General features: G+C 30.8%; 23 protein-coding genes. 7 read left to right on the top strand and 16 right to left on the bottom strand.

What is annotated here, in order from left to right; genetic code table 11:
* Positions 1–11: 11 nt before the first annotated feature.
* The 8 genes from TCEL_RS12720 to TCEL_RS02450 form a co-directional block, all read right to left on the bottom strand.
* Positions 12–2,903 (bottom strand): bifunctional diguanylate cyclase/phosphodiesterase, encoded by a 2,892-nt coding sequence (locus TCEL_RS12720; RefSeq protein WP_018660783.1) that lies wholly within the window; start codon positions 2,901–2,903, stop codon positions 12–14.
* A 118-nt stretch (positions 2,904–3,021) separates the two neighbouring features.
* A complete protein-coding gene (locus tag TCEL_RS02480; protein WP_018660782.1) occupies positions 3,022–4,032 on the bottom strand; it encodes a glycoside hydrolase family 68 protein in 1,011 nt (336 codons plus the stop codon).
* A gap of 5 nt (positions 4,033–4,037) precedes the next feature.
* Positions 4,038–4,979, bottom strand: coding sequence for an aminoimidazole riboside kinase (locus TCEL_RS02475; RefSeq protein WP_018660779.1), 942 nt, complete (start codon positions 4,977–4,979; stop codon positions 4,038–4,040).
* Between the two features lie 14 nt (positions 4,980–4,993).
* Positions 4,994–6,367, bottom strand: a complete 1,374-nt coding sequence (locus tag TCEL_RS02470; protein ID WP_018660777.1) for a sucrose-specific PTS transporter subunit IIBC — start codon at positions 6,365–6,367, stop codon at positions 4,994–4,996.
* Between the two features lie 202 nt (positions 6,368–6,569).
* Positions 6,570–7,403, bottom strand: coding sequence for a PRD domain-containing protein (locus TCEL_RS02465; RefSeq protein WP_018660775.1), 834 nt, complete (start codon positions 7,401–7,403; stop codon positions 6,570–6,572).
* Positions 7,404–7,476: 73 nt separating this feature from the next.
* A complete protein-coding gene (locus TCEL_RS02460) occupies positions 7,477–8,757 on the bottom strand; it encodes a SpoVR family protein (protein WP_018660773.1) in 1,281 nt (426 codons plus the stop codon).
* On the bottom strand, positions 8,757–9,929 hold the full coding sequence (yhbH, locus tag TCEL_RS02455) for a sporulation protein YhbH (RefSeq protein ID WP_040683855.1): 1,173 nt from the start codon (positions 9,927–9,929) through the stop codon (positions 8,757–8,759). Before yhbH ends, TCEL_RS02460 begins: the two co-directional genes overlap by 1 nt.
* Positions 9,930–9,934: 5 nt before the next feature.
* The gene (locus tag TCEL_RS02450; RefSeq protein ID WP_018660769.1) at positions 9,935–11,857 is read right to left on the bottom strand and encodes a PrkA family serine protein kinase; all 1,923 of its coding nucleotides are present in this window, start codon (positions 11,855–11,857) and stop codon (positions 9,935–9,937) included.
* A 157-nt stretch (positions 11,858–12,014) separates the two neighbouring features.
* Between TCEL_RS02450 and TCEL_RS02445 the strand changes: the two genes are divergently transcribed.
* Genes TCEL_RS02445 through TCEL_RS02435 form a run of 3 tightly spaced genes read left to right on the top strand, consistent with a single transcriptional unit; the run spans position 12,015 to position 15,549 of the window.
* Positions 12,015–12,713 (top strand): ABC transporter ATP-binding protein, encoded by a 699-nt coding sequence (locus TCEL_RS02445; protein ID WP_018660768.1) that lies wholly within the window; start codon positions 12,015–12,017, stop codon positions 12,711–12,713.
* A complete protein-coding gene (locus TCEL_RS02440; protein WP_051150539.1) occupies positions 12,707–14,902 on the top strand; it encodes an ABC transporter permease in 2,196 nt (731 codons plus the stop codon). The genes TCEL_RS02445 and TCEL_RS02440 overlap by 7 nt, the downstream gene beginning before the upstream one ends.
* A gap of 20 nt (positions 14,903–14,922) precedes the next feature.
* Positions 14,923–15,549 carry a TetR/AcrR family transcriptional regulator gene (locus TCEL_RS02435; RefSeq protein WP_018660765.1) on the top strand — a complete coding sequence of 209 codons (627 nt, stop codon included), beginning with the start codon at positions 14,923–14,925 and terminating at the stop codon, positions 15,547–15,549.
* 16 nt (positions 15,550–15,565) lie between these two features.
* On the opposite strand, the gene TCEL_RS02430 is transcribed toward TCEL_RS02435, so the two are convergent.
* Positions 15,566–17,014, bottom strand: a complete 1,449-nt coding sequence (locus tag TCEL_RS02430) for an alanine/glycine:cation symporter family protein (protein ID WP_018660763.1) — start codon at positions 17,012–17,014, stop codon at positions 15,566–15,568.
* 283 nt (positions 17,015–17,297) lie between these two features.
* On the opposite strand from TCEL_RS02430, the gene TCEL_RS02425 reads away from it, so the two are divergent.
* On the top strand, positions 17,298–18,470 hold the full coding sequence (locus tag TCEL_RS02425; RefSeq protein WP_018660761.1) for an alkaline phosphatase family protein: 1,173 nt from the start codon (positions 17,298–17,300) through the stop codon (positions 18,468–18,470).
* A gap of 14 nt (positions 18,471–18,484) precedes the next feature.
* The gene (locus TCEL_RS02420; RefSeq protein ID WP_018660759.1) at positions 18,485–19,735 is read left to right on the top strand and encodes an MFS transporter; all 1,251 of its coding nucleotides are present in this window, start codon (positions 18,485–18,487) and stop codon (positions 19,733–19,735) included.
* Between the two features lie 123 nt (positions 19,736–19,858).
* On the opposite strand, the gene TCEL_RS02415 is transcribed toward TCEL_RS02420, so the two are convergent.
* Entirely contained in the window at positions 19,859–20,080 is a 222-nt protein-coding gene (locus TCEL_RS02415) for a hypothetical protein (protein ID WP_018660757.1), read from the bottom strand.
* A 166-nt stretch (positions 20,081–20,246) separates the two neighbouring features.
* Here TCEL_RS02415 and TCEL_RS12715 point away from each other — a divergent pair, with 166 nt between their 5' ends.
* The gene (locus TCEL_RS12715; protein WP_018660755.1) at positions 20,247–20,909 is read left to right on the top strand and encodes a LiaF transmembrane domain-containing protein; all 663 of its coding nucleotides are present in this window, start codon (positions 20,247–20,249) and stop codon (positions 20,907–20,909) included.
* A gap of 81 nt (positions 20,910–20,990) precedes the next feature.
* On the opposite strand, the gene TCEL_RS02405 is transcribed toward TCEL_RS12715, so the two are convergent.
* Together TCEL_RS02405 and TCEL_RS02400 are read right to left on the bottom strand one after the other, a co-directional pair.
* On the bottom strand, positions 20,991–21,644 hold the full coding sequence (locus TCEL_RS02405) for an SdpI family protein (RefSeq protein WP_018660753.1): 654 nt from the start codon (positions 21,642–21,644) through the stop codon (positions 20,991–20,993).
* Positions 21,631–21,918, bottom strand: a complete 288-nt coding sequence (locus TCEL_RS02400; protein ID WP_018660751.1) for an autorepressor SdpR family transcription factor — start codon at positions 21,916–21,918, stop codon at positions 21,631–21,633. The genes TCEL_RS02405 and TCEL_RS02400 overlap by 14 nt, the downstream gene beginning before the upstream one ends.
* 121 nt (positions 21,919–22,039) lie before the next feature.
* On the opposite strand from TCEL_RS02400, the gene TCEL_RS02395 reads away from it, so the two are divergent.
* Positions 22,040–22,342 carry a Dabb family protein gene (locus TCEL_RS02395; protein ID WP_018660747.1) on the top strand — a complete coding sequence of 101 codons (303 nt, stop codon included), beginning with the start codon at positions 22,040–22,042 and terminating at the stop codon, positions 22,340–22,342.
* Positions 22,343–22,443: 101 nt separating this feature from the next.
* Here the strand turns inward: TCEL_RS02395 and TCEL_RS02390 are convergent, their stop codons facing one another.
* The 4 genes from TCEL_RS02390 to yedE form a co-directional block, all read right to left on the bottom strand.
* Positions 22,444–22,689 carry a TIGR03905 family TSCPD domain-containing protein gene (locus TCEL_RS02390; protein WP_018660746.1) on the bottom strand — a complete coding sequence of 82 codons (246 nt, stop codon included), beginning with the start codon at positions 22,687–22,689 and terminating at the stop codon, positions 22,444–22,446.
* Between the two features lie 142 nt (positions 22,690–22,831).
* Positions 22,832–23,053 (bottom strand): putative Se/S carrier protein, encoded by a 222-nt coding sequence (locus TCEL_RS02385; RefSeq protein WP_040683720.1) that lies wholly within the window; start codon positions 23,051–23,053, stop codon positions 22,832–22,834.
* Between the two features lie 4 nt (positions 23,054–23,057).
* Positions 23,058–23,273 carry a sulfurtransferase TusA family protein gene (locus TCEL_RS02380; RefSeq protein ID WP_018660742.1) on the bottom strand — a complete coding sequence of 72 codons (216 nt, stop codon included), beginning with the start codon at positions 23,271–23,273 and terminating at the stop codon, positions 23,058–23,060.
* Positions 23,263–24,348, bottom strand: coding sequence for a YedE family putative selenium transporter (gene yedE / locus TCEL_RS02375; protein WP_018660740.1), 1,086 nt, complete (start codon positions 24,346–24,348; stop codon positions 23,263–23,265). The genes TCEL_RS02380 and yedE overlap by 11 nt, the downstream gene beginning before the upstream one ends.
* Positions 24,349–24,548: the final 200 nt, after the last annotated feature.

Raw genomic sequence — 24,548 nt, 5'->3', positions numbered from 1 at the left:
AATGGATAATGTCACATTTCACTTGGGTGGCACTCTTTGAAGATGTAGCTACATAGTTTTTCTGCTTCTTCCTTTTCAACAGGTTTACTAAATAGGTAACCCTGCATAAAGTCACATCCCATTGACTTTAGGTATTTAAACTGTTCTCTATCCTCTATCCCCTCTACTACAACCTTTAAGTTCAGCTTATGTGCTAAGAAGGTAACACCATCTAAAACTTGCTTTTTACCTTCGTCTGCAAACATTTTATCGATAAAGGACTTGTCTATTTTAATATAATCTGCAGGAATAAAGGTCAGATAATTAAGGGATGAATATCCTGTACCAAAGTCATCTATAGCTATTTGAATTCCCTTTTCCTTTAATCCCTTTATTATTTCTATATTTCTTTCCTTATCCTCCATTAGTGCACTTTCTGTTATTTCAAGTTTTATTAAACTTGGATCTATGTTATATTTGTTAATTATCTCTATAACCCTTCTTGTAAAATTCTCATCCCTAAGCTGTACTGCTGATACATTTACCCCAATTGGTTTTACATCAACATTTCTATCAATCCAATCTCTTATTTGCTTTACAGCCTCCTCTAATACAAAATATCCTATATCAATTATCATACCAGACTCTTCTGCTATTGGTATAAATTTTGCTGGAGAGATATTACTATCCTTAATTCTAATTAAAGCCTCAAAGGAGTGTACTCTACCTGTCCTTGAACAAACCTGTGGTTGATATAGTAGTTTAAATCCTCTATTTTTTACGCATTCTAACAGTAATTTTTCTACTTCTAGTTTTTGTTCAAGTTCCTCCACCATTTCACTGCTAAAAAATATATAGGTATTTCTTCCTTCAGCCTTGGCTTTATACATTGCTGTATCAGCATTTTTAATTATATCTCTTACATTATCGCCATCATCTGGAACAACAGTAATTCCTATGCTGGTTGTTGTATATATATTTTTACCTAATACATCTATTCCTTCCTTAAGATCATCAATTATTGCCTTTGCAAGCCTCTTTAAATATTTAATGTCATGTATATTTCTTACAAGTATTAAAAATTCATCTCCACCAAACCTTGCAATAAATACCTCTTGGCTTTCATATTTCTTTAGAATTGATGCTACTTTTCTCAATAGGGCGTCACCTTTATCATGTCCTAATGTGTCATTAACCTTTTTAAAGTTATCTAGATCAAGTAAAAATACAGCAATCTTTTTGTCTTTTATATTATTTAATTCCTTCTCAAGCTCTTCTATAAAATATCTTCTGTTAGGTAAATCTGTAAGTGTATCATAATATGCCAAATATTTTATATCTTCTTCATATTCCTTTCTTTCTGTTATATCCATAATAGCCCCAGCTAAAATCTTGGTAGCACCTCTAACTCCACTTATAATTTTACCCTTTACAAACATCCATCTTACAAGTCCATATCCTGTTTTAACCCTTATCTCACATTCTACGCAGTTTTTATAACCAACTAAGTGCTCACGATAGGCTCTGCGTAATGGCTCCTTGTCCTCATCCAATACTATCTTTTCCATTAACTCACTCATTTTTATATCCTTAAAATTATATCCCAACATTGATTTAAATTGCTCTGATAAAAATAAAGTATCATCATCTATATTCCATTCAAATATACCATTTTTTCCCGCCTCAAGGGCAATTCTATATCTTTCTTCACTTATTCTTAACTGTTCTTCAGACTGCATTAATATATCATATTGAGCCCTTAATTCCTCTTCAGTTGCAGCAAGTTCCTCATAAAGTGCCTCAAGCTCTGTATAATTACTTTTCAACCTATTTATCATGCTGTTATATGCCCTGCTTAAGTTTCCAAATTCATCATCCCTATTATATATAAATTGTTGCTCAAGCTTTCCTTCTTCAACAGCCTTCATTGCATTCATTAAGTTAGTAAGAGGAGTTGTTATAGTTGATGAAAAATATATAGCAAATCGAATAGAAACAAATATAAAAATAAATAGCAGTATAATTGATATTACAGTAATGTTTTTAGAAACAGACAGTACTTCATTTAAATCCTGTGCAACAACTATAATCCAACCTGTTGACTCCATTAATTTACAGGCCATATACTTTTTAGTTCCTCTATATTCATATATACCACTTGTTTCTACTATCCTTTCACCCTTAGATATCCTATTTATAATATTATTTACTAGTTCATTTTCAACCTTGGTACCAATTCGTTCTCTATCTGGGTGATGCAATATTGTACCATCAAGATCGATAATATAAGTATATCTATTTTTACCTATCTCATAGTTAAAGAATTTAAAGCCTATTTTATTCATATCAAAATATGCTGCATATACACCTATTATTCTGTCATTGGTAATAGACATTATTGGAACAGCTATTAATAATTTTGACTCATTTCTATCGCTATAAATAGGCTTCATAAATATTTTGCCTTCCAATACCTTATTTAAAATTAATCTATCATATAAACTTTTTGTCGTTTGATCATTTTCTGTATCAATCAAAATATTTCCTTCAGTATCCAAAATAACAGTTCTGAATTTTAAATTGTTTTTCTTGGTATTATAATTGAACAAATTGAAATATTGGGCATTTGAAAGTTCACTTCTATTCTTTATAAATTCAAATGCTTCTTTTTTTGAAACTTCATCCCTTTTTAAAATATAATTTTTAACCCTATAATTACTTGCCATCTCCTCAATGTCGCTAGAAAATATGCTTAATATAACAGATATATTTTCTGCCTCTACAGTAACTATTTCATTTATTTTATTTTTATTTATTTCTATAAGTTGTTTTGATGAATAGTTATAAATTGTAACTGTAAGAACTATTAAAGGAATGGATACTAAAAGAACAATAAATATTGGAAGTTTCCTCTTTATATACATGGAGTCCCCTCCTAATACTCAAAATTGTACGACAATTTACTACAAGTTTTGACATTTATATTATCGTATGTTTTAATTAGAACTTGAACATATTTTTATATAAAAAACTGCTCTGGAATTAATCCAAAGCAGTTTGCAACCTCATCCTTCCATATAAATCATATTCAACTTTAATAGGCAAGGATAATCTATAAGATTTATCGTTTCTCTCAAACCCCTCATCATCCCCAACATGCCATGATAAAAATACATCTTCGCCTTGAGGTGATTTTATTATTCTTCCAGTATATAGTCCACTTTCATTACCACATAATACAATATCATCTGAAAGAGGTTTAAATTCCCCTGATAAACTATCCGAAACAAAGTAAAGTACTCCTGTTTGTGGCTTCATTGGATAGATTTTTTCAATATACTCTGGACTATACCATTCTTTTTTTACAGCAAAAATCATATACCACTTACCATTATGCTTATGAAGTGAGGGTACCTCCATATCAGTGAATATATGAGGTGAAGCTGCAGGAGGCATAACTTCCCAATTAATTAAATCCTTTGACCTTGCTCTACCTATACACCCTCTATATTTAGGATGTCCATTTTTATCCCTCGCTGTAAAAAACGCATAGTACATCTTTTCATCTTCATCATATACAACAAATGGATCCCTACATCCCTCGTGCTTGTTATATGCATCCATTTGCTTTTCATAATACCTTTCATCTGCTACTATAATAGGATTTCCCCTATACTTTTCCCAATTTATTAAATCCTTTGAAGTTGCAACTCCAATCCTTTGAGTATGTCCAACATATCCGTCCTCTGCTACATCCCTTTTACATCTTGATGTATAAAACATGTAGTAAGTATCGTCCTTTTTAATAGTACATCCTGTCCAAATTGAAACACTATCCCAATCATCCTCTAAATCCGAAGCTTTAAGTACCGTTCCTTTATATTCCCAATTTATTAAATCCTTTGATATAGCATATCCCACAGAGGAATTTCTATGTCTACTATGTGAATCATCACTTAACGGAGCTTCTAAATGAAATAAATGATATATTCCATCCTCTTCATATATCCAAAAATCCCATAAAAATTTTCCTTCTGGTGCATACAGATTCATATTTTTCACCTCTTTAGTATGTCTAGTACTTCATCTAACGTAGGTAGTGCTGACATAGCTCCTTTTTTTGAAACAGCACAAGCTCCACATACATTAGCAATCTTAGCAAAATATTTAATATCGTCTAGTGTAATATCTTCAAAGTTTTTTCCACAGCTTGCAATTGAATAAAGCATACCAGATACAAAGGCATCCCCAGCACCAGTTGTATCAACAACCTCAGCCTTAAAACCTTCAACCTTTTCTATTCCTCCTTTATAGCTTAATAAAACACCCTCTTTACCCAAAGTTACAAGTATTAACTTAATTCCATAATTAATTAAATCCTTCAATCCCTCTTCTATTTCACTCTTTCCTGTTAAGAAAATAATCTCTTCATCTGATACCTTTAAAATATCAACGTATTTTAACATTTCAAATACAGTGTTTTTGGCCTTTTCTTCAGACTCCCACAAATTTAATCTTAAATTAGGGTCAAAGGATATATACATTCCTTTTTCTTTAGCAATTTGCACCGCCTTTATTGTGGCTCTCTTTGAACATTCATTTATCATTGATATAGTTCCAAAATGAAGTATTCCATACCCTTCAAACATTTCTTCTTTTATTTCATCCTCTTTTAATAGACTGTCTGCACTAGGATTAACATAAAACTCAAAACTTCTCTCTCCATTTTCATCTAGTGTAACTAGTACAATACCTGTATGTGCCTCTTTTGTAAAAATCATATTTTCAGTAGATACGTTAAAATCATCAAGAACATTCTTTAAATACCTTCCTAATGCATCATCTCCAACTTTTCCAATAAATCCCGACTTACCTCCAAGTCTTGAAACCCCAGCTGCAACATTTGCTGGGGCACCACCTGGATTTTTTCTATATGTCATATTATCATCTATAGGTATAAAATCAATTAATACTTCACCAAGTGTTAAAACACCCTTCATTTTATCACCTACTTTTACATTTCTGTCTGCTTTTCTTCAAAACCTAGAACATAAGTAGCAACAAAAGCTGAAGCAAAAGCAATAACCATTCCAAGTAAATAATTAACCATAGAAGCAGTTTGAACAATAGCAGTACCAGGAATACCTGTAACACCAACTGCTGTCATTGCAACCTTAGTAGCCACAACATATGCTCCTCCTAAAGCACCTCCAATTGCTGCTGCAATAAATGGCTTCATAAGTCTTAAATTAACCCCAAATATAGCTGCTTCTGTAATTCCTAAAAGACATGATGTAGCTGCTGGAAGTGCAACTGACTTCATCTTAGCATTTTTAGTTTTAAAGTATACTGCAAAGGCTGCTCCACCTTGTGCTACGTTTGCCATTGACCATATTGGTAATAGTAAATTAGCTCCAACATTCTTTATAAGTTCTGCTTCAATTGCATGGAAGCTATGGTGAATTCCAGTTATTACTATTGTTGAATATAATCCTCCAAATATTAATCCTGCTAATGCACCTATTTTGTTATAAGCAAAGTTCAATGTAAATGAAATTCCTTCACCTATTAGTCTACCAACTGGACCAATTACAGTTAATGATATAAATCCTGTAATCATTATTGTTAAAAATGGAGTTAATAATATATCTAAAACCTCAGGAACTATCTTTCTTACATTTCTTTCAACTATACCAAGTATCCATACTGCTATAAGTATTGGTAATACTGTTCCTTGGTATCCTACCATTGCAACATTTAATCCGAACACATTTATTGTCTTTTCAATTCCTCCACCTATTGTCCAAGCATTTTGTAGAGCTGGATGTATCATTATACCACCAAGTGCCGCTGCTAAGAATGGATTAGCACCAAACTCCTTTGCAGCACTAAAGGCAACTAATATTGGTAAAAATACAAAGGCTGCATTTGAGAACATATCAACTAGTATAAATAATCCACTATCAGGATTTACTAAATTAAAGGTTTTAAACATACCAAGAAGTCCCATTAAAAGTCCACTGGCTACTATTGCAGGAATTATCGGAACAAATATATTAGATAAAATTCTGGCTAATCTCTGAATTGGGTTCATCTTCTGCATTGCATCCTTCTTTAAATCACTAGTTGAGGATTCCTTAAGATCAGCTAGCTTTACAAATTCTTTATATACCTTATTTACAAAACCTTGTCCAAGTATAATTTGAAATTGTCCTGTATTTGAGAATACTCCTTTAACCTCTTCTAATTTTTCAAGCTCCTCAATGTTTGCCTTTGATTCATCCTTTAGTACCATTCTAAGCCTTGTTGCACAATGGGCTGCACTTATTATATTATCCTTTCCACCAACAAGTTCTATTATCTTTTGAGCATATTCTCTATGATCCATATTTGTCCCTCCTTAATTTTATATTGACTTTTAAAACTTAAATTTAGTCCCGGGCACTAAATTTGGTTATTGTTACAAAACAAAAAAGACCCAAAGTATCAGTAGATAAATCTACCGTTACTTTGGGTCTTGCCTGCATTACCAGTAACAATCCCTAAATTATTTTATTGTATTTTTATAATATAAAATATTTTTTTACTTGTCAAGCAGAATTTATTATTCTCTGTATGTGTAAAGATATATATGCAAGTTCTTCATCTGGCATAGTATAATCATACTCTTCGTATATGTGTTTTTGAATATTTTTTGCTATGTTATATGCCTTAGAATATTTATTCTTTATAACTTCAAACAGCTCCATATCTATTCCAAAGGTTCTTTCATTTTTAATAATTCTTTTTAATGCAAAATGAAAGTGTGTCTTTAATCTCTGATATGAAACAGATGCCTCATCAATTTTTATATTTAAGCTTGCTTCTATTATCTTAGTCATATCCTTAATGATTGAGGCTATATCCATAGTAACGGATATATCTCTATAATTATTTTTAGCAGTATGGATATGGAGTGCAATAAATCCTATCTCATCATCAGGAATTTCAATATTTAATTTTTGTTTTATATAATCCTTTGCCCAAATTCCTATCTTAAACTCATCAAAATATAATGATCTAATTTCTTCTAGAAGCTTGTTCTGTACTACTATTCCCTTTTTTAATCTTTCAAATGCAAAGGCTAAATGATCTGTTAATGCTATATAAATATGAGGATTAAGCTCAACATTTAGCTTTTGTTCAGCATAATGGATTATATTTTCTGCGACATCTACATATTCCTGAGGATAGCTTTTTACTATTTCTTCAAATTTTTCATATTCACTCTTATCTTCCATTACAAAAACTTTTTCTATCTTTGTTTTATCAACAATATCATTTACTCTTTTTTGAAATCCTATTCCAGAACCTATTACAATCTTTTCTACACCTTTATCATTTACAAGGAGAGTATTATTGTTAAGAATTTTCTTAATCTTCATTTTATCCTCCTAAGCCATCTTTTGTGTTCCTAATAAATTATATCTCTAAAATTTTATAGTTTGTCAATATTTTTTATACTCCCCTCTTTATACATTTTTTCTCATCACAATATATTTTGTACTCCTTGCCTGAAAACTGTGTTTTTAACAGTACTGGGTGTCCCCAAAGTTCAACAAAGTGCTTTAAGGTAGCCTCTGCATACTCTAAAAGCAACTCACGTCCATCAAATACGTGCTCTAATATTAGAGTCCTATCTCTTTCTACATCTACCACCTGAATATAAGGAACAAGGCCCATACCACAGTTGTTGCTTAAAGTATCTCTAATCTCCTTCCAACCTTCTTCATCTGATACTTCCTTTATGATATACTCACTATCCCTCTTTACATATTCAAACAAGTTCATCTCTTGACAAAGTTCCAATGTTAAATATCTTCTTATAAAAGAACTATCTCTATCCACCTCTCTAACCTCAAATATCTTTTTAAGTCCATATTTTTGCTCTAAATCCTCAAAGATCTTATATCCAACATAATATGGATTGAGACCACCAACACGTGGTGAAACAACATCATTATGCCTTTTGATAAATTCAAAGTGAAGGGATGGAGGAAGATTTAGAGCATTTAATATCTTATAATGCCAAAAACTTGCCCAACCTTCATTCATTATCTTAGTTTCAATTTGAGGTATAAAATAGAGGGCCTCTTCACGTATCATCTCAACTATTGTTTTTTTATAGTCTTCAATATCACTATATTTAATTATAAATAACAGTAGATCCTCCTCTGGAAGCTTATATTTGCCTTCTTGTTGTTCTTGTTCGCCTTTACACTTATAGATTGTTCTATTTACCTGAAGTTTTAGTGCATGGGCTGCATCTATAACTTTTTCAACCTCATCATATCCAATAGCTGGGTTTTTTATATACTCTCTTATTTGATCAGCATGCCTCTTAAACATTTCTATTGTGTAGTCTGCATTAGTTCCTTCCTTAAAGAGCCTATTATTTTTAAAAAAGTCATTGTGCCCATATACATGGGCCATTGTTAATATTTGTAGAAGAAGGGTGTTATCCTTCATTAAATATGCAAGACAAGGATTTGAATTTATTACCATTTCATAGGGAAGTCCAGTCAAGTTGTACCTATATAATGTCTTTGTCCTTTCATATGCCTTTCCAAAACTCCAGTGGGGGTACCTTGATGGCATACCTATATATGCTTCATAGGAGAGCATCTCTTCATAACTTACAATTTCAAACTCCTGTTCATAAAAATCTAGTCCATAATCCCTTGCTATCTTCTCTATCTTTTCATTCCATTCCATTAGCTCTCTTATTGAATAATCCATCAGTATCCCCCCTTCTCCTTCTTTTTAAGCATTGTTTTTAAGGCATCCCACAGTTCATTTTTATGGCTGACAGAGACAGCTATAAAGTTTTTCTCCTTTATTTCCTTTGTTAGCTTTCCTTTAATTGTCATACTATAACTATTTGGCATAACCTCTGCATAGGCAAACAGGTTACATATCCTGCAGAGTTCTTTAGCTGCTTTTATTGTTCTCTCATCATCCTCACTCCAGTTGTCTCCATCACTAACATAGAAGGCATATATATTCCAACTTTCTGGATTAAATCTTGTATTTATAATATCCAAAGCTTTATTTAAACCACTAGAAATATAGGTACCTCCAGATTCAACTCTGTGGAAAAATTGATATTCATTTACCTCCTCTGCAGTTGTTGTGTGGGCTATAAAGGCAACTTGTACATTTTTATATTTCTTTCTAATAAATCTTGAAAGAACGTAGAAGAAGGTTCTAGCCATAAACTTTTTTGTATTATCCATTGAACCTGAGATATCCATAATACATATAATTGCAGCATTGCTCTCTCGTCTAAATTTTTTCTTGATTTTAAAATACCTTAAGTCATCCTCAACAAATGGGAATCTATCTATTTCTACAGGTAAATTCATCTCCTTTAGGGCCCTTTTTCTTGCCTGTTTTCTCTTTATCTTTTCCATAACAGTTCTTTTTTTAGCTAACCTTGGCCTTATTCCATATTTTTGATATCCATCTCTTTTTCTACTGCTTTCAACCAGTATTTCAGATGTCTTCTTTCTATCCATGTCAGGTAGCTCTAAATCTTCAAATAGGTAATCAAGTATGTCATCTATTGTAATCTCAAGTTCATACATCTCTTCTCCCTCTTGATTGCCTGCTCCTTGTTGTCCCATTCCCTGCTTCTTCTCACTTCCTATTCTATCTCCTCTTTTTTCTGTCCCATCCCCTGATGCTACTCCTTTTGTGTTTTTTCCATATACAAATTGATATTCCTTAAGTCCTCTTATTGGGATCTTAACCTTCTTATTTTTACTTTCACCAATTATACTCTCTTCTGAAAGAATATCAGCAAGATTATCCTTAATTGCCTTTTCAACAAGCTTTTTATGTCTTCTTCTATCCTCTATTGAACGATCATGCTCAACAGGATCTGAATGCATATCACGAAATATTGCCATATCCATCAGTCCTTCCAAAGATTGTTTGCTGCATATTTTAATATAACGTCACAGCAGTGGTCACAGTAGCCGTCCTCCTTCATCTTTTCTACCATAGCATTGTATTTAGCGTCCTGCTCCTTATCCCTTACCTTAGATTTAGTTATTATCCTTGTTAAATCCTTTACAGAAGCTATAAGCTTCTTTTCTATTGCCTCCTTAAGTGGTTCATAACATGTATAATCAATCTTTCCTCCATTCCTCATAACATAGAACATATATGAAGTTACATCAGTTCTAAATCCCTTTGCTGAGTTTGGTGAAATACCAATCTGTTCCTCAATGGATCTCATAAATGCCTCATCTGGATTTAATTCCTCACCTGTTGCCTTATCCTTAATCTTTGTCTTGTTAACATATGCTTCTGCATTATCTATATAATTGTTAAATAGGCTCTCTGCTTGTTCTCTAAATCCATGTATAAATGCCTTAGTAATTTCTTTTTCCAAAATCTTGTTGTATTCTTTTCTAATTGCATCCTGTATATATGCTGTATACTTTTTCTTATCATCTTCACTTACATCTAACTCTTTAATTGACTTTAGAATACTTTCCATAACACTTAATGGATTTATACAGTTGTGTTCTGAATTAGATAGAGCATTATCTATTGCCTTAACAATAAATCTAGTTGAAATACCTGTCATACCTTCTCTTGGTCCTGCCTCTTCCTTTAATTCCTTTATATCAATCTTCTTGGTTGTTCCATTTTCTAATATATCTTCACCATTATAGAGCTTTAACTTAGTCATAATATCAACCTTATTTGAAGGAGTAAGTCTTGAAAGAATTGCAAACATTGCTGCAACTTCAATTGTATGTGGAGCGATATGAGCCTTAAAATTACTCTTTTTCAATATCTTTTCATAAATCTTAACCTCTTCGTTAAGCTCTAAGCAGTACGGAACTTCTATCTTAACAATTCTATCAAGTATAGCTTCGTTTGTATGGTCAGATTTAAATTTATTCCATTCAGCCTCATTAGAATGAGCTATTATAATACCATCAAAGTAAATCATAGGCCCCTTTCCAGGAGATGGAATGGACTTTTCTTGTGTTGCTGTAATTATTGTATGAAGATATTCTACATCATTCTTGAACACTTCTATGAATTCAACTATTCCTCTATTACCAACATTGAAGGCTCCATTTAATGAAAGTATTCTTGGATCATCCTCTGGATATAAATCCATCTTTGAAATGTCTATAGAACCTGTTAATACGGATGTGTCTTGGTTATTTGGATCAACTGGAGGAACAACACCTATTCCCTTCCTTGATCTTATTGAGAAATTTGTTGTAACTACTGGGAATTTTTCATATTCACCGTTATATTCATTCATAAGTCTATATTTACAAATCGGACAAAGATCTCCTTCAATTTGAACTCCTAGAATTTTCTCAAATTCTGGTCTTAGGTGATTTGGAACTAGGTGAAGTGGTTCTTCCCTCATTGGACAGCCCTTTAATGAATATATTGGAGGAGATTGTTCAAGGGCTCTTTTCAATGCCTCAACAATTGATGATTTTCCAGCACCTACAGGACCAACTAGATATAAAACCTGCCTTGACTCTTCACCCTTCATAGAAGCAGAATAGAAATAGTTAACTATCTTCATTAAAACCTTGTCAATTCCAAAAAACTCATCCTTAAAGAAGTTGTACCTTTTAATAACTTCATTTCCATATATTTTTCTTACTCTTGGGTTTTCCTCAGGTTTTAAAACCTCAAAACCTTTGCTAACAATTATGTCATACATCCTTTTATGTGCTAGTTTTGCAACATCTGGATTATTCTTTACTATCTCTAAATAATCTAAAAATGTACCTTCAAATTTTTCTTTATTTTTCTTTTCCCTATCGCTCTTTATCAATTGATTAAAATCCATATTACCCTCCAAATACCCTTTATTTTATTACTATAATATGGGGGTTATATTTAAATTATGATGAAAAAAATAAAAAGAGCTTCATATTGACCACATGGTCAATATAGACTATAATATAATTAAAGATATTGACCACATGGTCAAAGGAGGTATATATATGTCTATTCAATTTATAGGTGTAACAAAAGAATATAAAAATGGATCAAATATATTTTTAGCATTAAACAATATATCCTTTGAAGCAAAGGAAGGAGAAATAGTAGCAATAGTTGGACCTTCTGGTTCTGGAAAATCAACTCTTCTCAATTTACTTGGAGGACTTGATAGAGCAACTTCTGGAGAAATAATATTTGATGGCTTAAATCTTTCAGCGCTATCAGATAAGGAACTTACCAAATATAGACGTGATAAGGTTGGATTTGTTTTTCAATTCTATAATCTTATACCTAATTTAACTGCCTATGAAAATGTTGAAGTTGCTGCAGAATTAAATAAAAATTCACTTAAAATAGATGAAGTTTTAGAGGCTGTGGGACTTTTAGATAAAAAAGATAAATTCCCTCAAGAGTTAAGTGGTGGTGAACAACAAAGGGTATCCATTGCAAGAGCAATAGTAAAGAGCCCTAAGCTACTTCTTTGTGACGAACCAACAGGTGCTTTAGACTATAAAACATCTAAAGAAGTTCTTGAATTAATTGATAAAATCAATCAAATATACAAGACAACAATATTTATTGTAACCCATAATACTAGTATTGCTTCAATGTGTCACAGGATAATTAGACTAAGAAGTGGCCAAATTATTGAGATTAAAGAAAACATTAATAGAATCTCCCCTAAGGAGGTTGAATGGTAATGATATTAAATAAAAGAATTAAGCGTGTAATAACTTTAAATAAAGCTCAATATATAGGACTTATATTTTTAGTCGCACTATCTATTTCTTTATATACTATCTTTAGTAGTTTAGCCTTTAATTTTAACAAAGCAACCTCAGATTATAGTAGAACTACAAACATTGAAGATGCAAAATTTCTTACCTTAAAGGATTTGGATATTAATTATATCGAAAATACATTTAATGTAGAAATTGAAAAAAGACATGAGGTAGATGTAAGTTATAAGTCCTCTACAATTAGACTTATTGAACTTACAAATAAAATAAATATACCTCTTATGATTGAAGGCAATTTAATTAAAGAAGGAGAAATAGCTCTAAATCCTGCCTATGCTAAAGCAAACAATATAAAGATTGGTGATTTTATTGAATTAGAAGGATTTAAATACAAGGTTTCAGGATTTGTTTCAATACCTGATTATATTTATCCTACTAAATCCTTAAGTGATTTAATGGCTGATCCAACTAAATTTGGAGTTGCTATAATTACTTCAAAAGACATTCTAAAATACAACAATTTAACCTACTTCTACAGCATTAAAGGAGATGTAGAAAAGGTTAAAAAATATATTGATGAAAACTATAAAATATTAATGTGGCAGGATATACAGGACAATCTTAGGTATGTATTAGCCAAAAAAAAGATTGAGCAACTTCCTCAGCTATCTGTAAAAATTCCTTTATTATTCTTTACACTAACCTTTATACTCCTATTTATATTATTAAGAAGAATAATAAAACTTGAAATAAAAGAAATAGGAACATTATATGCTCTAGGTTATACTAAATTAGAAATACAAAAACACTACCTATTCTATCCACTAATAATATCTATAATAGGATCTATTCTTGCAACACTATTTACCATTACATTACAAAAACCTTTGACTAACTATTATGTTTTTTATTTTAATATTCCTGTACAATCTGATGTGAAATATAAATTTATTTTATACGGACTATTGGAATCAATTATTATATTATCATTGGCTAGCTATACAGCTTCACAAACACTTCTAAAACATTCACCTACTACACTACTTCGTGGAAAAATATCTAAGGATAGATTGACCTTTTTATCAGGCCTTAATCTTGAAAAGCTTAAATTTAATCAAAAATTTAAAATTAGAGAATCCATTAGGGGTATTTCAAAGATTTTAACTTTAATTTTTGGCATTTTTACCGCATCTACTCTACTTCTTGTTGGATTTGCTGCTAAGGGTTCAATTGATGCCCTTATTAATAAAACAATTAAAAACACATTAAACTATAAATATGTATATTACTTAAATCAAAATATAAATAAAAACAGTATTAATCAAGAAGGATTTAAAATTGCCTATTTTAAAGATAAAAATTCAAATGAAAACATAATAGTTTATGGACTTGAAGAAAATACAAAATCTTTAAAGCTAAAAAAAGGTAAAGAAGAAGTTAAAGTAGATAAAATCTACATTACTAATTCACTATATGAAAAATTAAATAAGAAAAATAATATAGAACTTATAAACCTATTTAACAATCAAGAATTAGAATTAAAAATTGATGATGTAGTTGATGTGTACACTGGAAATGTAATCTATATGCCTCTTGAGGATCTAAATAAAATAATAAATGAAGAGAGGAACAGCATAAATGGTATATTTTCTCAACAACCTCTAAATATAGATAGTAAATTAATTTTAAAATATGAAAGTATAGATGAAACATTAAAGTCCTTCGACATAGCTTTAGAGCCTGTTAAATATATGCTAGTAGCCATGGGAATACTATCATTTATAATTGCCTTAATTGTTGTATATATAGTAACATCACTAATCATAGAAGAAAACAAATACACTATTTCAATGCTAAAGGTATTAGGATATTATGAAAATGAAATAAATTCACTCATGCTGTCCTTTATGCTATTACCAAGTGTTTTAGGATATGTCCTATCAATACCATTTGTAAAAGGATTTTTAAATTCAATACTTAAAACATCTTTAAAGGATATTAATTTAGCTATACCAATTGAGATCAATCCTATTTATTCTTTATTTGGATTTGCTATAATATACACTGTGCTTTTAGTTTCAAAATATATATCTAGAAAGAGAATATTTAAAATTTCAATGGTGGATATACTTAAACTTCAAAATGAATAACACATTTAGAGGTGAATAAATTGAAAAAAAGAACTAACTATTCAGAAGATAAAAAAGAAAAGATATTAATTGCAGCAATTGAAGAGTTTGCAAAGGAAGGGTATAAAAATGCCTCTACAAATAAAATTGTAGAGGCTGCTGGTATTTCTAAAGGCATACTTTTTCACTACTTTAAAAGCAAAAAAGGATTATATATTGAAACTATTAAATACGCTATACCCCTTTTGTATGAAGAATTTTTTAAGATTGCAGACTATAGCGAAACAGATATATTCGAAAGAATTATAAAGTGGAATATAGTTAAGTTTAATCTTATGGAGAAGTATCCAAGTATATTTAAAATGCTAACTGATGCGTTTTTGGATACTCCAAAGGAACTTACCTCAGAGCTTACACCAATCCTTATGGAATATCAAAGATTTGGGTATGACGCTATCTTTAAAAACATTGATTTTTCAAATTTAAAAGATGAAATTAACATTAAAAATGCTGTTCAAATTATATCTTGGGTATTTGAAGGATATGCAAATAACTACATTAAACAAAATAAAGATAAAAATGGGAATATCCTATTGAATAAAGAAAAAATACTAAATGATATGAAGGAAATATCAAATATATTAAAATTTGGGTTATACAAAAAATAAAGGGCAATTATGCCCTTTATTTTTGATACTTTTTCTTTATTTCCTTCCAGTAATCAGCCTTTTCAATACCAAGCTTTTCTGGATCAAATACAGGATCTAGTCCCTTTGCCTTTTGTTCTTCATAATCCTTCAATGTTGCAAGGGCTGGTTTTTGTAGTAGAACAATAGCAATTATATTTAGCCATGCCATTAAACCTACTCCTAAGTCACCAAGTGCCCAAGCAAATGAAGCAGTTCTTATTGTTCCATAGAAAGATGAAACTAGAAGTAATACTCTTAATATATTAATTAATACCTTTCTTAATTTTTCATTATTTATTAGGTATGCAAGGCTTGTTTCTGAATAATAGTAGTATGCCATTAATGTTGAGAATGCAAAGAAGAATAGAGCTATAGCAACAAATGCTGCACCAAAGGATGGAATTAAAGTTTCAACTGCTAATTGTGTAAACTTTGGTCCATATTGAACACCTGGAAGATTTTCTACGTAGAATCCTCCACCTGGCTTATGAACATTATACTTTCCTGTAATTAAAATCATAAATGCTGTAGCTGAACATACAAATAATGTGTCAACATAAACTGAAAATGCTTGAACTAAACCTTGCTTTGCTGGGTGGGAAACTTCTGCTGCCGCAGCTGCCATAGGTCCTGTTCCTTGACCTGCTTCGTTTGAATAAACTCCTCTCTTTACTCCCCATGAGATAGCTGATCCTAAAAGACCACCAAATGCTGCATCAAGTCCAAATGCATTCTTAAATATTAAAGCAATAACTCCTGGAAGAGCCTTAATATTTACGATTATTATAATTAATGCAACTACTATATATCCAATTGCCATAAATGGTACCATTAATTCTGCTGCCTTACCAATTCTCTTAACTCCACCAAATATAATAAGTCCAAGTAGTGCAACTACAAATCCACCAGTAACAGCTGGATTTACTCCAAAGGCATTGTTTATACTTTCACCAATGTTGTATGCTTGAACTCCTGGAAGTAATACACCACATGCCAAAACAGTTGATGCTGCAAATAGTACTCCATACCATCTCATTCCAAGTCCCTTTTCAATATAGTAAGCTGGACCTCCTCTGTACTGTCCATCTCTCTCTTCCTTATACATTTGTGCAAGAACTGATTCAACGTATGCTGAACCTGCACCTAAGAATGCTATTGCCCACATCCAGAAAATTGCACCAGGACCACCCATTGCAATTGCTGTAGCAACTCCTGCAATATTACCTATACCAACACGTCCTGCAACTGCCATTGCAAATGCTTGGAAGGAAGTTACACCTTGCTCTGAATCTTTTCCACCAAATAATAGCTTGACCATATCTTTGATATGTCTTACCTGGAAGAACCTCATTCTGATTGAAAAATAAAGTCCAACCAATAAGCAGAGATAGATAAGTGCTTTACTCCAAACTAGACTGTTTAGAAAGTCAACAAATTGAGCCATTTTATTCCCCCCTAATTTAATTTTGAATTTTTATACTTAAATACTATCATAATAAATGAATTTTTACAATTAATTTTTTGCAATATTTTTAATATTCTTTACATTAATATTACAAACGTACAAAAAATTCATCTAGTAATTAAGTAAAATAGGCACTATTGCTTTTTTAAATGCAATTTATTATTTTTTTCTATTCATATATTTTCAGTTTTAACATATATTTTCGAAATATTTTCTATTTTATTTAATATATTTGTACTATAATGGATAAGAGGTGTTAAATTTGAATAAAAAGCTTATAATTATTTCATTTGATGCTCTATGCAAGGATGATTTAAATCAAATATATAATTTACCAACATTTAAACATATATTAAATAATTCAGTATACTCCCTTGATGTTGAACCTGTCTATCCTACACTTACATACCCAAACCATGCAAGCATAATAACAGGCAAAATGCCAAATGAACATGGAATTGTAAACAATACAAAAATACAGCCAAATCGAAGTTCTCCAGATTGGTTTTGGTATAGAAGTGACATAAAGTGCGATACACTATACGACATAGCAAAACAAAATGGACTTACAACATGTGCACTTCTTTGGCCAACAACAGGTGAAGCGAAAATTGACTATAACATGCCTGAAATATTTGCAAACAGGCCTTGGCAAAACCAGATAATTGTTTCATTATTTGCAGGAAGCAAACTATATCAATTAAAGCTCTTTAGAAGCTTTAGCTATCTTTTAGACGGTATAAAACAACCTAACCTTGATGATTTTGTTACAGAATGCACATTATACACACTTAAAAATAAAAAACCCGATTTAATGTTTGTACATTTTACTGATCTTGATACCCAAAAGCATATTTATGGTACCAAGTCAACACAAGTAAAAGAAGCTCTTTTAAGACATGAAGAAAGATTAAAAAGAATATTTGAATGTGCTCAAGATTTAGAGTACAAAATAGCAATTTTAGGTGATCATGGAAGCCTAGATGTTCATAGCACAATATCAATTAACTCATACTTTAAAGATAATGGTTTATTAAATCAAATATACTTCAAATCCTGCGATGGTTCTGCCTACATTTATTTAAGAAGGGAGGGTTCAAGTAGTATAAAAAATAAGATTTTTTATGCTCTAGAGGAATTTAAAAAATATACCGACTCAATTGAATATATATTCACCCAAGATAATTCAACTAAATTAGGATTTGACAAGAGAGCACTGTTTATGCTAGAACCCTCCTTTGGATATTGTTTTACGGATAAATATATTGAAAACTATATTGCAATTTCAAAATACAAAGCTGTACATGGGCAATTACCACACAAGCATAAAACTTTATTTTGTGTGTTTGATAAAAATACATCAAAAACAGATTTAAAAAGTATTAAAATAACTCAAATAAAAGGTATATTAGAAAATTTATTAAATATTAAATGAAATGGGGTAGGTTTATGAAACTTAATAAAGAAGAGAAAAGCTGGGCTCTATATGATTGGGCAAACTCAGCCTATTCAATGACAGTTACAACAACTATACTTCCTCTTTATTTTAAAATGCTAACAGATTCTGCCCTTATTGACAAATCAACCTCAACAGCCTATTGGGGATATGCAAATTCAATAGCTACCTTTATTGTTGCCCTATTAGCTCCAATTCTTGGAACTATAGCAGACTATAAAGGATATAAGAAGAAATTCTTTATATCATTCTTTTTGATAGGAATTATATCCACTGCACTACTTTCTGTGCCCAATAGCAGTGCATGGCCATTACTTCTGTTTGTTTATATTTTAACTGTAATAGGTTTCTCAGGATCTAATATATTTTACGATGCCTTTTTAGTTGATGTAACAAGCGAAGAACGAATGGATAGAGTATCTACAATGGGATATGCTCTAGGATATATAGGAAGTACAATTCCTTTTATAGTATGTATGATAATTGTTATACTAGCCCAATTTAATAAAATACCTATTAGCGTTTACACAGCATCAAAGATATCTTTCATTATAACTGCAATTTGGTGGGGCATATTTACAATTCCTATGATCAAAAACGTTAAGCAAAAATACTATATAGAACCAGAAAAAAATCCTGTAACATCAAGTTTTAAAAGAATTTATAAGACTTTTAAAAACATAAAACAGCACAAATCACTTTTTATATTCTTAATAGCATATTTCTTCTACATCGATGGAGTTGATACAATTATAAAAATGTCAACATCCTACGGTTCAGACTTAGGTATAAGTGCCACAAGTCTTCTAATCATACTTCTTCTTACACAATTTGTTGCTTTCCCATTTGCAATACTATATGGAAGGCTTTCTGAAAAATATTCAACTAAAACAATGCTATACGTTGCAATAATAATATACACAATAATTTGTATATATGCCTACTTCTTAAAAACAGCCTTAGACTTTTGGATATTAGCTATGCTTGTTGGAACATCTCAAGGTGGAATTCAAGCCTTAAGCCGATCCTATTTTGGCAAACTCGTACCTAAAGAGAATTCTAATGAATTTTTTGGTTTTTACAACATATTTGGAAAGTTTGCAGCAATAATGGGACCATTTTTAGTAGGACTTGTTGCTCAACTTACTGGTGAAACCAAAAATGGAGTCTTCAGTGTAATTATTCTTTTTATAATTGGAGGTATTTTATTAAGAAAATCAACCAATTTAAAAAACAATCAATAGTCTAAAACAAATATAAAACCCCATGATTGATTTTAAGCCTATTTTATGCTGCAAAATCAATTCATGGGGCTTTTTTCACAAACTATTTTATTTAATATATAAGGTGATATAAATAAAATCCACTTATGCATATGTATTAATATTAAGTCCAATAGTCTTAGTGGATATCCCCTGTATCCCTCTGTAAAACTTCTTTGGGTCATATGTCATTATAAACTCTTCTACTGCCACTTCTAAAGATTTAGATACCTTTAATACAAGCTCTATATTTAAAAAATCCTGAGATGCATTTCCTAAATACCTTAAATTGCTAGTAAATTGAACATTTGAAACTGTAGGTATCATACTCACACCTCATGTTTTAGAATTTCTAAGTAATATTATATATAAATTTATATGGTTTGTCCATTTATTGAAATATTTCATTTTTATTACAAATAATTTTTTACAAAGTTTGTAACTAATTATTTTAATTCTATAGTATAATATTAAATAAAGGGGGTGGAGAAAAATGAATGGTAGAAGGAAAATGGGTCTAATACTTATAATTATGGGTATTTTATTGATTTTATCTCAAATGAAACTTATTGATTTCAATTCTTTAATTAAAGTATACTGGCCATCGCTAATTGCAATTTATGGTATATACATCTGCATAGAACAAAGAAGGATTACATCAGCTGGTCTTTCTTTTGTAATAATTGGATTAATAGTACAACTTTGGCATCTAGACCTGCTACCTGGACAGTTTAAACAATACCTATGGCCTACAATATTGATCATAATTGGAATATCACTTATATTTACTCAAAATGTTACTTCAAAAAAAAACAACTATAGAGAGGATAGATACCTAGATTACTTTGCAATACTTTCATCCCTTGATACTGTTAATGTATCAAATGATTTTAGAGGTGGAAGTATAACAGCTATTATGGGTGGTGCAGAAGTAGACTTATCACAATGCAATATGCAAATTGAATCTGCACAGCTTATTCTAACAGCAATTATGGGTGGAATAGAAATAAAATTGCCAAGGGACTGGAGAGTAGTTGTAACCGGCATCCCTATACTTGGAGGCTGGGAGAATAAGACTAATACACCTTATGAATATACAAAAACACTATACATTAAATGCACTGCCATTTTAGGTGGAATAGAAATAAAGAATTAAAAGCTTTATTACAACAATTAAGCCCCATGATGCCTTAAAATGCATTCATGAGGCTTTTTTTATTCTTAGATAAAATAATCACTAGTTTTTGATATTTTTATATATCATATAGCTATATATAATTGGTACTACTGAAATTATAAAAACTACAAACATAAGAACAACAAAAGCAGTCATTCCACCAATAAAGGATACTGCAAGCATTATAAAACCTGACATTACCCAAAGTGGTGCTGCAAATCTATGGGTCTTAACCCATACTCCTTCATCTGCCAATGTCCATGGTGTCCTTATTCCTACAAAGTAATTGTGTTTTATTTTACCCATAACATTTCCAAACAGTATAAACATTATTCCAGTTGAAAGAGTAACAACAAAGCCTACATCAACTCTATATCCCAAAGCAGCCATTAAAATCATTATTTGCATTAAAACAAAGAATACATGAAAAACATATCTTATTATGTTATAGGCTGATGAGAATTTTGCATAATTCTCCTTTCTAGGATCCAAATTTGGAAGTATTAAAAACATAAAGTAAACTCCTATATTTATTAAATTTAACCCAAGTACTCCAAACAATTTACCTGAATAGGCATCAACTTCACCTTTTATATTCCAGTGACTTGGTACTTTATCTGGTAAGTAAGGATATAAAACAATGCTTATAATAAAAACAAACAACATTAAAGATAATATTGGCCAATCTTTTTTTATCCTATCACTTATCCTCATTATTCTTCACCCCTTCATTATAATCTATGATTTCAAAAAACCAGTTTATGAGTTCTTGAAAAACAGTTGTATTTAAAGAATAATATATATTTTGGCCCTTTCTTTCATCAGAAACCAAATCTGCCTGCTTGAGTATGCTAAGGTGATGGGAGATACTAGGCTTTGTCATATTAAAGTGTTCTGCAATCTCTCCCGCTGTTAAATCCCTCTCCTTTAAAAGCATTATAATTTTTCTTCTTGTTGGATCTGCTAAGGCCTTAAATGGTAAATTCATACTTTCACCTCCTTAGATATTTAGACAATTTTCTAAATATCTACTACTATTATATTACTCTTTCTAATTTATGTGCAAGTAAATATAATAAAATTAGATATATTTTTAGGGGGGGATTAATATGATTAAACATATCGTTATGTGGAAACTTAAAGATTTTGCAGAAGGAAAAAATAAATTAGAAAATGCTAGAATAATAAAGGAAAGTGTTGAAGGTTTAAAAGATAAGATAAAGGAAATTAAATACATTGAAATTGGAATCAACTCATTTAATGATCCTCAGGCTTACGATGTAGTTTTAATTTCAGAGTTTGAAAACTACAGTGATCTAGAATCCTACCAAAATCACCCTGAACATGTAAAAGTAGCAGAATTTATATCAAAAGTTAGAGAGGCTCGTGTTGTTGTAGATTATGAAGTATAACACAAATTTTATGATTGATTATACGTAGAAAACAGCCCATGTAAGTTTTTTATTTGTTATAAAAGTACATAAAATACTTACATGGGCAAATAAATAGCTTTTTATCTATTTATAATCTCCTCAAGGGCTTTAGCAAATTGATCTGGACAGGAAGTATTTTTAGAACCACACTTTATACCTTTTAATCTTTTTATAGCCTCTTCTACTTCCATTCCCTCAAGCAAACTTGCAATCCCTATGGCATTCCCTGGACATCCACCCACAAACTCAACATTAGTTATTTTATTATCTTTTATATCAAATAAAATTTCATCAGCACATACGCTTATTGGTTTATAGCTGTACATTTTAACACCTCCATAAAAAGTTCCAAAGGTTATTATAACAGCAAAAATTATGGTAATTCAATATTATAGGCTGTGAAATAATTTAGAAGATCTAAACACTTCCAAATTATTCACAGCCCTTTGGTGTGGTTAATGGAATTTATTAAGCATTTTTAAATATTAAATTAAACTCTTCATCATATATTGCATCTAAATCATCTATAACATATTTCATTGCACTTTCTTCAAATATTCTTGCTGATATCCCACAGCTTGAGCTTATTTTTCTTGGTGTTGGCATAAGCTCAACTTTTATACCATTTTGTTCTAGAAGCCTTTTATACATAAATGCTGCCGACTGTGTATGAAAAGTTACTATATACATATCATCACTCTTTTCTTATTATTAATATTATATCCCCATTTTCTTCTTTAACATCAACATTGTATCCTGAATTTTTAGCAAACCTTTTTATATTTTCTCTAGCAGTTACATTGTCAACTACTACGTCAACACCTTCTTTATAAACTTCCAGTGCCTTTTTCGTTAATAAAACTGGTTCTGGACATGCTCTTCCTCTTGCATCAACCACATTAGCCTTCAACCTTGACATCCCCCTTCACCTTAAAAGTTAAATTCTTTTCTATATTAAAATATCCAATTAAAGCAACAACTATAAAACCAATAATAACTGCTATTTTCCCATTAACAGTTGGTCCCTGTGGACTTGAAGCAAGCTTAAAATTATGTGCAAAGGCTGCTCCTGTTGCCATACCTAAAATAGAAATTACAGAGTCTATATTTCCTTCTCCTGCTAGTATCAATTGTCTCATTGGACATCCTCCAAGTAACACAGAACCAAAACCCGCAAGAGCCATACCTAAAAAGTTCCAAAGTCCATCTGTATGTGCAACTGGCTGCTTTACAAAACCTAAATTAAACACACCAAATGCTATGTTACCTAGTAGAGCTGCTATAAATATTGCTATAAAGCCAGATAACAAATACCAATCCTTAAATAAGATTAAATCTCTAATTCCACCAACCATACAAAGTCTTGTTCTTTGTGCAAAGGCACCTACAACTAAACCAACTAAAAGGGCTAATAATATTGGAGCATGTTGTGAACCTGGTCCTTTTTGGCTGAATATAAGAAGTGTTGAACCTGAAATCAATAATACAAGTAAAATTAAATTTATAATTGGGAATATATATCCTTCTGCCTTGTTTAAATTATATGTTCTCTTTAATGTAAATCCCTTATTTAGAAACTTAATACCTATAAAAATTCCAAAGGCAAATCCTACTATTCCAAACAATGCATTTAAATCTCCACCAGCAAGTCTTAAAACCATTCTTAGAGGACATCCTAAAAACATCAATGCTCCAATCATAACTATAAATCCTAAAACAAACCTTGTTAGCGGAGATGAACCTCCTCTTGTCTGAAAATCTCTTTTACCATAGGACATTAAAAAGGCTCCAAGTACAATTCCTATTATTTCAGGTCTAACATACTGTACAAGTTCAGCTCTATGTAATCCTAAACCTCCTACAGTATCCCTAATAAAACATGCTACACAGATACCCATATTGATAGGATTACCAAATTTAACAAGCAGAGCTGATAAAAATCCTACAATAAGTCCATTGATAATAATTAATTTTTTGTCTCCCATTTTAATCCCCCTTTTTAAATGTTCTAAGTTAAGTATAAAATATTTATACTATGTTTGTTAAATAGATAGTTGTAATAAATAATGATTTTCTATTATAATTACCTATTACATTGTTTTAACAAATAAGCATTACTCTTTGTAGCATTATTTGGTAAATATTCTTATAAAAAACCTCCTAGTTGGACTAAAGTCCATCTAGG

Origin of the sequence: Thermobrachium celere DSM 8682, assembly GCF_000430995.1 — a bacterium.
Classification (GTDB): Bacteria; Bacillota; Clostridia; order Clostridiales; family Caloramatoraceae; genus Thermobrachium; species Thermobrachium celere.
The sequence above is the reverse complement of the archived record's forward strand: the minus strand, read 5'-3'. Positions and strand labels throughout refer to the sequence as shown.

Coding starts and splice junctions, on each gene's coding strand:
- TCEL_RS12720 (WP_018660783.1), bottom strand. CDS start 2,903: ATGTATATAAAGAGGAAACTTCCAATATTTATTGTTCTTTTAGTATCC.
- TCEL_RS02480 (WP_018660782.1), bottom strand. CDS start 4,032: ATGAATCTGTATGCACCAGAAGGAAAATTTTTATGGGATTTTTGGATA.
- TCEL_RS02475 (WP_018660779.1), bottom strand. CDS start 4,979: ATGAAGGGTGTTTTAACACTTGGTGAAGTATTAATTGATTTTATACCT.
- TCEL_RS02470 (WP_018660777.1), bottom strand. CDS start 6,367: ATGGATCATAGAGAATATGCTCAAAAGATAATAGAACTTGTTGGTGGA.
- TCEL_RS02465 (WP_018660775.1), bottom strand. CDS start 7,403: ATGAAGATTAAGAAAATTCTTAACAATAATACTCTCCTTGTAAATGAT.
- TCEL_RS02460 (WP_018660773.1), bottom strand. CDS start 8,757: ATGGATTATTCAATAAGAGAGCTAATGGAATGGAATGAAAAGATAGAG.
- yhbH (WP_040683855.1), bottom strand. CDS start 9,929: ATGGCAATATTTCGTGATATGCATTCAGATCCTGTTGAGCATGATCGT.
- TCEL_RS02450 (WP_018660769.1), bottom strand. CDS start 11,857: ATGGATTTTAATCAATTGATAAAGAGCGATAGGGAAAAGAAAAATAAA.
- TCEL_RS02445 (WP_018660768.1), top strand. CDS start 12,015: ATGTCTATTCAATTTATAGGTGTAACAAAAGAATATAAAAATGGATCA.
- TCEL_RS02440 (WP_051150539.1), top strand. CDS start 12,707: ATGGTAATGATATTAAATAAAAGAATTAAGCGTGTAATAACTTTAAAT.
- TCEL_RS02430 (WP_018660763.1), bottom strand. CDS start 17,014: ATGGCTCAATTTGTTGACTTTCTAAACAGTCTAGTTTGGAGTAAAGCA.
- TCEL_RS02420 (WP_018660759.1), top strand. CDS start 18,485: ATGAAACTTAATAAAGAAGAGAAAAGCTGGGCTCTATATGATTGGGCA.
- TCEL_RS02415 (WP_018660757.1), bottom strand. CDS start 20,080: ATGATACCTACAGTTTCAAATGTTCAATTTACTAGCAATTTAAGGTAT.
- TCEL_RS12715 (WP_018660755.1), top strand. CDS start 20,247: ATGAATGGTAGAAGGAAAATGGGTCTAATACTTATAATTATGGGTATT.
- TCEL_RS02405 (WP_018660753.1), bottom strand. CDS start 21,644: ATGAGGATAAGTGATAGGATAAAAAAAGATTGGCCAATATTATCTTTA.
- TCEL_RS02400 (WP_018660751.1), bottom strand. CDS start 21,918: ATGAATTTACCATTTAAGGCCTTAGCAGATCCAACAAGAAGAAAAATT.
- TCEL_RS02395 (WP_018660747.1), top strand. CDS start 22,040: ATGATTAAACATATCGTTATGTGGAAACTTAAAGATTTTGCAGAAGGA.
- TCEL_RS02390 (WP_018660746.1), bottom strand. CDS start 22,689: ATGTACAGCTATAAACCAATAAGCGTATGTGCTGATGAAATTTTATTT.
- TCEL_RS02385 (WP_040683720.1), bottom strand. CDS start 23,053: ATGTATATAGTAACTTTTCATACACAGTCGGCAGCATTTATGTATAAA.
- yedE (WP_018660740.1), bottom strand. CDS start 24,348: ATGGGAGACAAAAAATTAATTATTATCAATGGACTTATTGTAGGATTT.